General features: G+C 52.5%; 11 protein-coding genes. 4 read left to right on the top strand and 7 right to left on the bottom strand.

Annotation, left to right across the window (positions count from 1 at the left end; genetic code table 11):
* Nucleotides 1-46 precede the first annotated feature (46 nt).
* From L1047_RS04740 to ffh, 3 genes are all read right to left on the bottom strand, one after another.
* The gene (locus tag L1047_RS04740) at nt 47-2,473 is read right to left on the bottom strand and encodes a DEAD/DEAH box helicase (protein WP_235277697.1); all 2,427 of its coding nucleotides are present in this window, start codon (nt 2,471-2,473) and stop codon (nt 47-49) included.
* 195 nt (nt 2,474-2,668) lie between these two features.
* The gene (locus tag L1047_RS04735; RefSeq protein ID WP_235277696.1) at nt 2,669-3,121 is read right to left on the bottom strand and encodes a tRNA (cytidine(34)-2'-O)-methyltransferase; all 453 of its coding nucleotides are present in this window, start codon (nt 3,119-3,121) and stop codon (nt 2,669-2,671) included.
* A gap of 17 nt (nt 3,122-3,138) precedes the next feature.
* Nucleotides 3,139-4,611, bottom strand: coding sequence for a signal recognition particle protein (ffh, locus tag L1047_RS04730; protein WP_235277695.1), 1,473 nt, complete (start codon nt 4,609-4,611; stop codon nt 3,139-3,141).
* 179 nt (nt 4,612-4,790) lie between these two features.
* Here ffh and L1047_RS04725 point away from each other — a divergent pair, with 179 nt between their 5' ends.
* Complete coding sequence (locus tag L1047_RS04725; RefSeq protein WP_235277694.1) at nt 4,791-6,233, top strand: carotenoid oxygenase family protein; 1,443 nt, start codon at nt 4,791-4,793, stop codon at nt 6,231-6,233.
* A gap of 215 nt (nt 6,234-6,448) precedes the next feature.
* On the opposite strand, the gene L1047_RS04720 is transcribed toward L1047_RS04725, so the two are convergent.
* From L1047_RS04720 to L1047_RS04710, 3 genes are all read right to left on the bottom strand, one after another.
* Nucleotides 6,449-7,267: an ABC transporter ATP-binding protein gene (locus L1047_RS04720; protein WP_235277693.1), complete on the bottom strand. Its 819-nt coding sequence runs from the start codon at nt 7,265-7,267 to the stop codon at nt 6,449-6,451.
* 78 nt (nt 7,268-7,345) lie between these two features.
* Entirely contained in the window at nt 7,346-8,236 is an 891-nt protein-coding gene (locus L1047_RS04715) for an ABC transporter permease (protein WP_235277692.1), read from the bottom strand.
* Nucleotides 8,237-8,278: 42 nt separating this feature from the next.
* Nucleotides 8,279-8,656: a hypothetical protein gene (locus L1047_RS04710; protein WP_235277690.1), complete on the bottom strand. Its 378-nt coding sequence runs from the start codon at nt 8,654-8,656 to the stop codon at nt 8,279-8,281.
* Nucleotides 8,657-8,678: 22 nt separating this feature from the next.
* Here L1047_RS04710 and L1047_RS04705 point away from each other — a divergent pair, with 22 nt between their 5' ends.
* Entirely contained in the window at nt 8,679-8,885 is a 207-nt protein-coding gene (locus L1047_RS04705) for a hypothetical protein (RefSeq protein ID WP_235277688.1), read from the top strand.
* Nucleotides 8,886-8,918: 33 nt separating this feature from the next.
* On the opposite strand, the gene L1047_RS04700 is transcribed toward L1047_RS04705, so the two are convergent.
* Nucleotides 8,919-10,691, bottom strand: coding sequence for a response regulator (locus L1047_RS04700; RefSeq protein WP_235277686.1), 1,773 nt, complete (start codon nt 10,689-10,691; stop codon nt 8,919-8,921).
* 288 nt (nt 10,692-10,979) lie between these two features.
* Between L1047_RS04700 and L1047_RS04695 the strand changes: the two genes are divergently transcribed.
* The gene (locus tag L1047_RS04695) at nt 10,980-11,996 is read left to right on the top strand and encodes a putative bifunctional diguanylate cyclase/phosphodiesterase (RefSeq protein WP_235277684.1); all 1,017 of its coding nucleotides are present in this window, start codon (nt 10,980-10,982) and stop codon (nt 11,994-11,996) included.
* 58 nt (nt 11,997-12,054) lie between these two features.
* On the top strand, nt 12,055-13,326 hold the full coding sequence (locus L1047_RS04690) for a response regulator (protein ID WP_235277682.1): 1,272 nt from the start codon (nt 12,055-12,057) through the stop codon (nt 13,324-13,326).
* Nucleotides 13,327-13,340: the final 14 nt, after the last annotated feature.

Raw genomic sequence — 13,340 nt, 5'->3', positions numbered from 1 at the left:
GTTTCGGGTTTGCTCAAGTGTGGAGATTCAGATCAACTCAGATCAATCAGATCAATTCGCTAATCGGGAAGCGATCCAACATTTTTTGAGCTTGGCGAGCATTCTCCCGGAGCTCCTGCGGCAGATGGGGTACGTGGGGAATCTGGGAGAGTAAATCCAAGGTGCGGCGAATCAAGCGAACCAGGTCTCCGGCATCTAGGTTGGTGTTGGCTTCCAGGGTTTCCCAAGGGATCCCTTGGGCCCAATGTTCGACGATCCCTGCCAAACTCGGCTCAAACCAAATCGGCATATGGAACACCTGATGCTGCCGTTGGCTGCGAAACAGTTGCCGTCGCAAGCCCCGTAACCCGTGCAACACATCCTCTACCAGCCCAGAAGTGTGCAGCCGACTGTAGGTGCCCGAACGGGGGGATTCTGTGACCAGAGCCGCCACTACCCCCGCCAAATGATGAGGCTCACAACCCTGGCATTCCCCAGACAACAAAGCCAACGCCAGCCACAGCTCATTATCCCCCCGCAAAGCCGCCACCACTTCTCCACTTGCAGTGGGTTGGGGTTGGGGATCCCCTTGGTTTTCCAAACAATCAAAATCCTGCAACACCTGCACCAAAGCCATGAATTGCTGCCAGCGCAGCTCCTGAACCGAATCGCTTTGTCGTTCTAGGTGTTCGAGGCGTTTCAGCAGCCGTTGTCGTTTTTCTTGCAGGCCTAATAGTTTTTTACCGACTTTGTGAGCCGGATTGGATCGAATTTGGGTTTCCAGGGCACGGATTTTCTCTTCTTGTGCCTGAATATGGGGCAAAGCCAGCAATCGCAGGGTGGGATCCGGCTCTGCTTCCCGTTGTTTCACCAGATACCGCAGAACACGCCGTTCTTCCCGCCGTTGAGCCTGCATCTTCTCGTAGCGGGTGACATCTTCACTGGAAATATCCCCCAGGGTGCGATCCAGCTCCTCTAGCTCGGCACGGGTGTGCTGGAGTTCGTGTTGTTCGGGCAACTTTTGCAACGAGAGCAAATACTGGCCAAAGCTGCGGTTGATCAGATCCCGAGCCGCCTCCAGGGAGTGCTTCTGTAGCAGGTTCAGCACCATGCCATAGGTGGGGGTAAATTGGCTCACCAAGGGATCCGCCCCAGCGGTGGCTAGCCGCGCCGCTTCTTGCGCCCCTTCAAAGGGAGATTGCACCGTTACCACATGCCCGAGCACATCCTTCCCTCGTCGTCCGGCCCGCCCCGACATTTGCATAAACTCAGAAGCGGTTAGAAGCCGATGGCCTGTATCGGTGCGTTTGGAGAGGGAGGAGATGACTGTGGTGCGGGCAGGCATATTGATCCCGGCAGCCAAGGTTTCTGTGGCAAAGACAATCTTCACCAACCCCTGCTGAAACAGATGCTCCACCAACCCCTTCCAAGCAGGCAACATGCCGGCATGGTGGGCGGCGATGCCGCGATAGAGGGCATTGAGGTGATCTTGACGAACCGCTTCTGGGGTTTCCCGACAAAATTGGTCGATCTGCTGAGCCAGCCGCTGCCGTTCTGCCGGGGTAGCGATCAAATCCAAAGCACCAACACTGGCCACCGCTGCATCGCAGCCTTTGCGACTGAAAATGAAATAGATAGCTGGCAACATATCCCGCTGACGTAAGTTTTCCAACACCTGCGTCATATCCGGCACCCCAGATCGGGAACGCTCGTGGGGGATAGGCCGTTTGCTCCGCAAGCGGCGATTGCGGATCCATTGGCCCGACTCGGTTTGCTCCAGCAAGGGGAAAAGCCCTTTGTGATTGGCAAAGTGAAACTGCAGAGGAACGGGGCGATGGTCAGAGTCAATCAAATGGGTGGGGCCATGTACATGGTTCATCCAATCTGTCAGTTGGTCGCTGTTGGCAATGGTGGCAGAGAGGGCAATGAGCTGGATGGTGGGGGGACAATAGATGATCGATTCTTCCCAAACGGTGCCCCGCTGCTGGTCGTTCATGTAGTGGCATTCATCCAGGATCACCGCCTGCACATCCTGCAAGGGATCCCCTGTCATCGCTTCCGCCACATCTTCATCGGCCATTCGCGTCAGCGTGCCGCAGGCATAAACCGCCAAGGATACCGGCGTGCCGTAGAGCATATTACGGAAGATTTCGGTGGTCATCACCAAAACAGGGGCTTCTCGGTTGATGGAGATATCACCAGTGAGCAAACCAACCCGTTCTGAGCCAAACTGCTGGCCAAAATCTCGAAATTTTTGGTTGGAAAGGGCCTTGAGGGGCGTTGTGTAGAAAACTCGCTTGCCTTGGGCGAGAGCCCGATAGATGGCATATTCCCCAATTAAAGTTTTGCCGGATCCCGTTGGGGCGCACACCACCACCGATTCTCCTGCTGCCAGGATTTGCATGGCCTGGATCTGAAAGTCATCCAGCGCAAAAGGGAAAAGCTCTCGCAACTCGTCCAGCAAATCGGTTGCTGGGGAGAGAAGCGCACTCATGGGATCCAAATCAACATAAGCAACCAACAAGGATAGCTCGAGCTTGACCCACTGATTTCTGCCGGGGCCGCTTAACCTCTAGGATACAAGCTTTCTCCGAGTGGCTCCATGGTCATCCTATCCAATCAGCGCACAAACCTGAATCTTGTTGTGAAGATGATGCCATAGTGATAGGTGCATCGGTTGCAGGAGAGATTAAACCTGGGATCCCAGTTGACGCAGCGCCTCAAACAGGGCAATCGCTACGGCATTACTCAAGTTTAGGCTGCGCACTGGCCCACTCAAGGGGATCCGCACGCTGGGGTAGTGCTCCAAAAACACTGGATCTAAGCCTTTGCTCTCGCTGCCAAACACCAGCCAATCGTCGGGCTGATAGGCCACTTCTGTATAAGGCTCCTTGCCGCGTACGCTAAAACACCACAGACGTGCCTCAGGGTGAGTCTGGGTAAAGACCTGCCAGGAGGGGTAACGTTGCAATTGGACGTGCTCCCAATAGTCCAGTCCGGCCCGTTTTAGGTAGCGATCCGAGAGGCGAAAACCCAGGGGATCCACCAAATGTAAAGATGTATCGGTGGCTGCACAGGTACGGGCGATATTGCCGGTATTGGCAGGGATCTCTGGTGCAACCAAAACAATGTGGAGAGGCATTGGGTTCCTAACCGTTCTCACTTGCCTCCAAAACCGCGGTTGCCACCGCCCTTTTTACCGCCGCCTTTGCCCGATTTACGGCTGGGTTGCTGCCGAGGAGGAGCGGCTGAGCGCCCGCGCCAACTGGGACCACCACTGGGGAGAGGGTTACGTCCACCGCCCATGCCAGGCAAACCGCCTATGCCGGGAAACCCGCCACCCATGCCCATGTTGCGCATCATGTCGCGCATCCGTTGAAAATCGCTGACCAAACGGCTGACATCCTCCAATTTGTGGCCGGATCCATTGGCCACGCGACGTTTGCGGCTAACACTGCGGGCCAAGAGATCGGGATTTTTGCGCTCTTCTGGGGTCATGGAGTTGATCATCGCTTCGGAACGGGCCAGTTGGTCTTGCCCTTTTTGCAGCTGGTCATCGCTGATTTTGCCCATCCCCGGCATCAATTTCAGTAGCCCCCCCAGGGATCCCATGCGTTTGATCATGCGCATTTGCTTGAGGAAATCGGTGAAATCGAACTGGGCGGTCATCATCTTTTCCGCCATGCTGGCGGCATCCCCCAGGTCAATTTCTTCTTGGGCTTTTTCCACCAGGCTGAGGATATCCCCCATGCCTAAGATGCGCGAAGCCATGCGATCCGGGTAGAAGGGATCCAGTGCCTCGACTTTTTCTCCCACCCCAATGAACTTAATCGGTTGCCCGGACACCTGCCGAATCGAGAGGGCTGCTCCACCGCGGGTATCCCCATCCAACTTGGTGAGGATGGCCCCGGTAATGCCCAGCCGGTCATGAAAGGCTTGGGTGAGATTGGCTGCTTCCTGGCCGATCATGGCATCCACCACCAGCAAAATTTCGTGGGGTTGTACGGTGGCCTTGACCCGCTCCAGCTCCGCCATCATCTCCAGGTCAATTTGTAAGCGCCCGGCGGTATCTAGGATTACATAGTCACAGCCCTGCTGCCGGGCCGCTTCTACGCCTTGGCGGGCAATCTCGACGGGATCCGTTTTGCCCAGATCAAAGACAGGGATCTGAATTTGTTGCCCTAGGGTTTTCAGTTGGTCGATGGCCGCCGGACGATAGATATCTCCCGCCACCATCAGGGGTTGCTTGCCCTGCTTGCGCAGATATAGGGCCAGCTTGGCGCAGGTGGTGGTTTTCCCGGATCCCTGCAAACCGGCCATGAGGATGATGGTGGGGGGCTGCTCCGCCTGGGCAATGGGCACGTTGGCTTCTCCCATCACCTTGACCAATTGGTCGTGGACGATCTTGATGAACTGCTGATCCGGGTTCACTCCCATGATCACCTCAGATCCCAGGGCCGCCTCCCGGACTTCGTCGATAAATCGCTTCACCACCTGCAGGTTGACATCCGCATCCAACAGGGCCCGCCGCACTTCCCGTAGGGCTTCTTGAATGTTGGTTTCGGTGATTTTGTCCTGGCCGCGCAGCTTTTTCCAGGCCAATTCCAATTTCTCGGAGAGGGCATCAAACATGGGTGCTGTTTATCCTGTCAAGGGATCCCGCCCGTTTGGGGCATTTTCTACCATAGTCCAGTTAGGGTGGCTCAATCCCGTGGATCCTCGGGAAAGGGCTGATCCCCACCCGGAGATGCTGGCTACTTTACAAAACTTTAAGCGAAAATGGGAGGCGTTGCTTGCCGTTGAGATCTTCTATGGTCAGTGCCGCTACCTCCACCTACAGCACCGCCGACTGGCAGCTGGGCTACCGCTCTTTGTCCCAAGAGTATGACTACTGGATTTCGGAACTGGAGGGGCGGATCCCTGCCCGGTTGAGGGGTACCCTTTTTCGGAATGGGCCGGGCAAGTTGGAAGCGGGATCCCAGCGTTACGGCCATCCGTTCGATGGAGATGGCATGATCTGCGCCATCACCTTTGTGGATGGGAAAGTCCATTTTCGCAACCGGTTTGTGCGCACCCGCGAGTTTGAGGCGGAGGAAAAAGCCGGACGGGTGCTTTATCGAGGGGTGTTTGGAACTCAAAAGCCCGGCGGCTGGTGGGCCAATTTTCTTGATCTAAAGTTCAAGAATCCGGCCAATACCAATGTGATCTACCAAGGGGAGAAACTCTTGGCCCTCTGGGAAGCCAGTGCTCCCTATCGCCTCAACCCAAAGACCTTGGCGACCGAAGGGATCGAAACGTTTGCCGGAGGCATTGCTGCCCATCAGCCTTTTACCGCTCACCCACGACGGGATCCGGCCACTGGAGATCTGATCGCCTTTGGGGTACGCGCTGCCCTGAACTCGACGCTGTTGTTTTATCGTCTGGATCCGAAGGGACAGCTAACCGAAAAGCGGGAATATCAGATCCCTGGCTTTGCTTTCCTGCACGATTTTGTTTGGACTCCCCATTACCGCATCTTTTTTCAAAATCCGGTAGCCTTTAATCCCTTACCTTTTGTGCTGGGCTGGCAATCTGCGGGGACCTGTCTCACCCTGAAAGTAGGGGATCCCACTCGCATCTGGCTTTTTCCCAACAGCGGCACTCCGATCCAACTGGAAACAGAACCGGGGTTTGTCTTCCACTTTGTCAACGGCTATGAAGCCGGAGAGCAAGTGATCGTAGATGCCATTCTTTATGAGGAATACCCTGCCCTAGAGCCCAATGCCGATTATCTGCAAATTGATTTCACCCAGATCCCGGCGGGCAAGTTGTGGCGGTTTTATCTGGATCCTAAAGCGGGCACGGTTAGCCGCGAACTGCTGTTGGATCGTTCGGTGGAATTTCCGGCCATTCATCCGAATTGTATGGGGGGATCCCATCGCTACCTCTACATCGGCACCACCCATGTCCCTGGTCCCAATGCGCCTCTACAAGCCATTCTGAAGTTGGATACTGAAACAGGCCGCACTCAGCAGTACAGCTTTGCTCCGCGTGGATTTGTCGGTGAGCCGGTGTTCATCCCGGATCCCGATAGCCATGCAGAAGACGAAGGGTGGATAGTCACGGTAATTTTTGACGCTGCCAGCCAGCGCTCTCAGGTGGTGATCCTAGAAGCGCAAGACCTAGCTGCTGGCCCCATTGCGCGGATCCCGTTGCGGCATCACATCCCCTATGGATTGCACGGCAGCTTTACCCCGCAGGTGTGGGTGGAGTAAACGTGAGTTCAGAAAACTTGGGTCGCCTCTTTCAACTGGGCAAGATTAAACTCTTCAACCGTAGATACAGCCCTTTCTCTAGTCATGTAGCATAGCAAATCTTGCCAATCAGTTGCTCATCGCGCCAGCGGGCCGGAGGCCTTGCAGGGGACGCAAGTACAGGCATCGTCACAGGAAACCCGTGAAAGGGCTGTAGGGAGAAATTATCGGGATTGCTATGAATGAATCATATTCTTAAGTGTTTCTTCTCGAATTAGGTCAAAGATCTGACGATTCAGAGACAAAAACTCTCCTGTTAGCTTAACATCAATATATCGTGGCCGAGGCAACGAAATCGGAACCTTAGCTTTGATACGCCCTGGGTTAGTACCCATCACAAAAATCCGATCGCTCAAAAACACTGCTTCATCAATATCATGTGTCACGAAAATGATGGTAGGCTGGAACTCCTGCCAGATATCCAACAGCAACTCTTGCATCATGTGACGAGTTTGAGCATCAAGAGCAGCAAAGGGCTCGTCCATCAACAAAACAGAAGGAGAATTCACCAGAGCACGGATAATACTAGCCCGCTGCTGCATTCCCCCAGAAAGTTGATGCGGAAAAGCATTTCGGTACTTGTAGAGGCCAACCCGATTTAAAAAGTCATTGACTAAATCTGTGCGTTCTTTTTTGGAGACACCTTTGATTTTGAGACCAAACTCAACGTTTTGGAAAGTGGTTTTCCAGGGCAAAAGCGAATATTGCTGAAAGACAAACCCTCGATCCTCACCAGGCCCATCCACATGACGCTTATTGATAAAAACATAACCACTGGTAGGCTTAAGAAAACCAGCAATTACATTCAGAACGGTTGATTTTCCACAACCGGATGGTCCTAACAGACAAACAAACTCTCCTGGATCCAGCTTGAAATTAATGGTATCAAAAACATGAATGATCTCTCCCCGTCGAGAAAATGTCATACTCAAGTTCTCAACCTCCACATATCCTTTTGTGATTGCAGATGTATGTGTGGAGAGTAAGTTAGTCATGGCAATTGACCTCAACAGAGATTCTAATCTTGACCCGAACTAGGACAACATCAAATCAGATCGAAAAAGTGATTTTTATTATTTCGCTCGTTGAACTCTCCAAGGCATTAGCAATCGAGTTAGTTGATCCACACCCCAAGCACTAAATGCCCCCATGAAGCCAATCATCAACATCCCCATGACAATTGGTGGATAGTGGGAGGTTATATAAGACTCCCAAGTAATGTAGCCCACTCCATAACGACCCGCCAAGATTTCAGCTGTGACTAAGCAGAACCAAGAGTTTCCCATACCAATCACCAAACCGCTGGCAATGCTAGGCAAAGCTCCTGGAATGACAATATCTGTAAAAACATGGTGTTGCTTAGCACCTAGGGATTGTCCAACTCGTAACAGTAAGGGATCTGTATCCTCCACCCCGCGAATTTTACTAATCAAAATGGGGAAAAAAGCTCCCACGAATGTGATATAAATCATGCCAGTCTCAGCATTGGGAAACATCAAAATTGCCAGCGGTATCCAGGATACAGCAGGGATAGGACGAAGAAGCTCCAAGGGAATGAAGATCAGATCCTCTATCTTCTGAAACCAGCCAATCAGGATCCCTAAACTACATCCCAGGCCGACGGCAACAAGATAACCAATTAATACCCGACTAATGCTGGCCTTAAAATGTAGCCAGGGATTACGAGATAGAAAGTTAATAGTGGCTTGAAAAACCTGTACGGGTGAAGGAATGAAGCGAAAATTGATAAAGAAATTAAAGTTGATCGTAGACAGAATTTGCCAGATCCCGAAAAAGAGAATCAAGGACAAGACACGCCGAAATTGCCTATTCTCCCATAGAGACATGACTTTTTCTGGAGGATGAAGATAAATGGATTGCTTTTGCTTAATCAGATAGTCTATGCGGTAAGCAACCCCTTTATACAATTGGAGTAGGGGAGACTTGGACTGTGGTATTGTCATCAGATACTCCAAAATAGGTCAAGGACAATTGGGGATTCGAATCTATTGGGGCAAAGCCATTGCCTGCTGAGATTGTTGCAAGGCGCGGAAGCCCATCACAGAAGATCCCACTTCATTGGCAAAAGCCTGAGCGTCTTTCTCCAGCAGGAAGGCGGAAATTTCTTCGCCATTTTGTACAAAGAAAGAATTTTCCGCAAATAGTTTCCAGCCATTGTTGCGATCATGAACAAAGATCACACGGGCTGCTTTACCTTCTGCTCGCAACTCCTGAAGTTTAGTCAGCATATTTTTGATTGAAGCAAAGTTAAGGGTTAGCTCCTCACCACCCACCCACAACTGGGCTGCTATCAAGGGATCCTCAATCAGCTCGCCAGTCAGATCATCCTCGCCCGAGAGGACATAATTCTCGCCAGCCGCCATCCCCCATGTGGTGGCCCATGTTATGCCTCAGGAGACAGCTTTTAATGACCTTAGGGGTTGTCCGGAGAACCCTCACCCTGGCCTCTTCTTTCAAGACATTACCATCCGCTCCGACTGGCTCAAAGAACACCTTTCGACGCTGCAAGGGATCCCGGGTAGTGAAAACCTTGTCGGTATTGATCTGAATTCTTGGATTAGAACAGAGTTTGTGGAAAAGGTACTGAATTGAACTGATAGGTTACTCAGTCCCCGTGAGATCCCTTTAAGATCCCATCGATGCAACTGCTGAAGCAGAACCAAACCGATGGCGAGCCAAACAGAGGTGCAATTCCTGGCTATGGATAGGTTTACTCAAATAATCATTGGCCCCAATCGCCAAAGCCCCTGCTGCACTCAGTTCATCAGGGTGACCCGTGATCATCACAATCGGGATCCGGTCGAAGCGGGAATCGGTACGCACCGCATGGCATAAATCAATACCGGAAAAATGGGGCATTTTGACATCCAACAGCAGCACATCCGGCATGATGGACTGAAGAACGGGCCAAAATTCCCGGGGATCCTGTAAAAACGTGAGCTGGGAAAAGTTCCCAAGCATCACTTTAAGGATTTCCAGAAAATGGGGATCATCATCTACCGCCAGCACGTTCATCCATAGCGGGTTAACCTTCTGGGCAGCGCGCCGCACTGTTTGTAGAAGTAACTCCGGCGGGCAAGGGCTGATCACACACCCGGATGCACCTTTTCGTCGAGCTTCAATTCGTGCAGCCAGTTGATCTTCCTGCAAAACGAGAATGTAAGGGATCCCAAACCGTTTGGCTAATTGGATCCCTTGCTCCTCAGCTTTAGGGTGATCCAAGTCCAATAGTAAAACATTTACGGATCCCATCAGCAACTTGGCATCGCGGGGACAAGCAACTTGTTCCAACCGGATCCCTGATTGGCTGGAAAAACTTTTGAGAATAGCCAGAGTTTCTGGGTTTGAACCGATCAGCAGTAGAGAAAGATCTCTTGGGGACGGATTAGCAAAGGGATCCTGTTCTAGTTCCTTTCTCAGTTGCAGGATCTTCTCCTGTAGCCGTTGTAAAGATTCACTAGAAAAAGACAATCCATCTTCCAGTTCTTGGGCCAATTGAGTCCCTCCAGCAAAACCGAAGGTGCCCAGGGATCCCGCTAGCGTATGGGCGGCAGTGCGAGCTTGTTCCCGCCGATCGGGGGAGAGTTGACCTTTTTCCAAGTGGCCGAGGGCGGTTTCGATCAGTTGAATACGCTCCATCATTTTGGGCTTGAAGCTGGGCCAGGCTTCTTGTAATTGCGACAGGATCGAGGAAGACTCTGAGTTCTTAGGTTCTGCTGTTTCGTAAGTGGGGTTCAGGCGAACCCCTAAGCCACGAATCGCCTCGATGATATCCAGGGGAGCATCAATTTGTTTCAGAGCTTTTCTAAGCCCTTTGATATGAGCTTTTAGGGATTCTTTGTTGGGGGTTTCTTCCAAAGTCCAGAGCTGGTCAAACAGTTGCTCATAGCTAAGTATTTGGCGCCCATGCCGCATCAGAATCTCCAGCAACTTGTATTCTTTGGGGCGTAAGGATACAGGTTTCCCCCCATAGGTGACCGTGGCAGTTTCTGTACTGAGTTCCAACACCCCCCAGGACAACAAAGTGTTTTGCAGTTGCCGAGGTCTGCGGAGCAAAGCCCGCACCCGCACCAGCAATTCCGATATCTGAAAAGGCTTAACCAGGTAATCATCCGCCCCGAGGTTAAACCCCGTCAGCAGATCTGTCTCCCCTCGCCGTGCCGTGAGCAGTAAAACTGGCGCTTGGATCCCTTGTTGCCTGAGGCGCTGACACAGTTGAAAACCATTTAGCTTGGGCAGCTCAATATCGATAATCCAAAGGTCGGCTGCCGTAACGCGAGTCAATTTCAACCCTTCCAGGCCATTGGTGGCCATCTCCACCACATAGTGCTCTTTGCGCAGGCGATCGGAAATAAGCTGGGCCAGAACTTGGTCATCCTCAACCAAGACGATTTTCATATGCCAGGGCAGACCTCGGAATCGAGGGATCGAGTGGATTGAAAAAATTATACAATACCGTAAAAACACGTAAATCAGCGTGTAAGGATTAGAGCTTGGCCTCAGAAATAGACAAGCTGCGGATCCCTGACAGGAGTCCATTCGGGCATCTGTAGATCCCAGATCTATGGCGTATAAGGATCCGCAAAAATGCGTAATCTCTCGCTTTCCCCATTCATTTCCCGGTCTTTTCCCTCATGAGAGCTTAGTCTCGAATTGTACGTAAACATACGCAAAAACGAACACCTTATGTTGCAGCCTCCCCTAGAGCCCTCCGCAGAATTGCCAAAGTTGTCTGAAGCGACAACGGACGAGGTGCAGTCTCACCTGGCTACTCTTTGGGGAACCTTGCGGCTGATTCACCAGGGTCGATTGAACTTGCACTCCCCGAAAGGGCGGCAGCTGCTGGAGGCCGGGATCCAGAATGCTCTGCATCTGCTGTCTTTATTGCGGGGGCCGAGTGTTCCTGAAGGGATTTCTTGCCAAGCGGTGCTCTCCCAAAGCTTAGACAGCGAGATTAAGCTGGCGCTGGGCCGTGGACAACTGCTTCTGCAGTACCAACCCTTTTTCCGCCTGGATTCGGGGGAACTAGTTGGATGTGAGGCTCTGCTGCGCTGGCAACATCCGGAACGGGGGTGGATCCCTCCGAGTGAATTCATTCCGGTGGCGGAGTGTAGTGACTTGATCCACGAGATGGGGATCTGGGTGCTCAAAACCGCCTGCCAACAGATGGTGCAGTGGCAGAAACAACTGGGTCGACCTCTGCAACTGAGTGTCAACCTTTCTGCCCGACAACTGGATCAGCCCGATCTGAGAGCACAAATTAGCAGAGTTTTGCTGGAAACGGGGTTCCCGGCTCGCCACCTGAGCCTAGAACTGACCGAAAGTTCTGCTGTTCAAAACTATGACAAGGCCAGCCAGCAGCTCCTACATCTGCAAAGACTCGGGATCCAAATCGGCCTGGATGACTTTGGTACTGGCTACTCCTCCCTCAGTTGCCTGGATAATTTGCCTCTGAATTTCCTCAAAATTGACCAAAGTTTTGTGGCCAAAGAACGGTGGGACACCTTGCAGTTGATTTTGCTGTTGGCTCAGCAGTTGGATCTGGCGGTTGTAGCTGAGGGTATTGAAACCCCTGAGCAATTAGAGCATCTCCAGAACATTGGCTGCCCGATGGGCCAAGGGTATCACCTATCTTTCCCGCTCACTCCAGAACAGGTGCAGTCTTGGTTACCGACGGTGCCTGTAGCAGCTGCTTGCTTTTGAATAAAACCCCATTCCTTTCACAACTCTCAATCAAACTAAGACAAGTAGGGAAAAAGTCATGAATGCTAGCCCTCTTTTCCCCCGCACTCCCAACTCAGAGCCGATAGATCTCATTCGTTGTGGCGAAGCCCCCCTAGGATCCCTGTTGCAACAATTGAGCGATGAGCGCTTCAGTGGCCGGCTGGATATTTTTGGCATTGGGGAGCTGCGTTGGAGTTTCTATCTCTGCTTGGGGCGTTTCGTTTGGCAAACGGGCGGACACAATACTTACCACCGCTGGCGGCGACTGCTCTCCCAGTATTGTCCTGGGGTGGATGAAATTGAGATTCAAAGCCTGGTGCCTGCTCAAGCTCCGATTCGCGAGTACGCGATTCTATCGGGATTACTGCAACGGCAACAACTAAGCCGCAGCCAATTGGTCGAGCTGATCGAAGCAGGCTTGAACGAAGTGTTGTTCGATCTGCTACAGGATGTGGAGTCCCATGTACAGACTCTTATTGAAGGTGAGGATCGGGTTTCTTACCAACTGAATCACAAAGATGGGGTGCAATCCCCTCTCACCTTGATCCGCTCAGAACTAGCCCTCAGCAAAGCCCGTGAGCAATGGCACCGATGGAAAGCTGCTGGCCTGGCCGCCGTTTCTCCCAACTTAATCCCGAGCATTTGTCGCCCCGATTTGCTCAAACAAGAAGCGCCACTCCACTTTGAGGTGCTCACTCGGTTGATCAATGGGCAACGCACCCTCCGTCATTTGGCCCTGAAGATGCAGCAGGAACTGTTGCCCTTTTGCCAAACCTTGAACGGTTATGTTGCGGTTGGGATCATGAGCTTCTCGGAGTTTCGCCCTGCTCCGGCACTCCCCGCCGAACCGACCACCGAGATCCTGAAAGAGCCGGTGGCGATCGCTCCTCTGAAAACCAACCCGATACCTGCGCCTTCTCCCCATGCCAACAAACCGTTGGTGGTCTGCATCGACGATAGTCCCATTATTTGCAAAACCCTGGAAGGGATCCTCACCCCATTGGGCTACCGGTTTCAGTCAGTGCAGGATCCCCTACAGGCCATCCCCACCCTGCTCAAAGCCAAGCCGGATCTGGTGTTTCTGGATTTGGTCATGCCCATCGCCAATGGCTATGAGATCTGCGCGCAGATCCGACGGGCGGCTGCTTTGAAACAGTTGCCTGTTGTGATCCTGACCGGGAACGATGGCCTGGTGGATCGGGTGCGAGCAGGCATGGTGGGGGCCACCGATTTCTTGGCCAAGCCTGTGGATGCCGAGCGGATTGGGGCGATTTTGCACAAACATCTGCCTCTGAAAAAGTCTGTGTGAGGGTTGTCCACCGT

It is taken from the genome of Synechococcus sp. Nb3U1 (assembly GCF_021533835.1).
In the GTDB taxonomy this organism is placed as follows: Bacteria; Cyanobacteriota; Cyanobacteriia; order Thermostichales; family Thermostichaceae; genus Thermostichus.
Note: the sequence above shows the minus strand (reverse complement) of the source record. Positions and strands in the feature narration are given on the sequence as shown.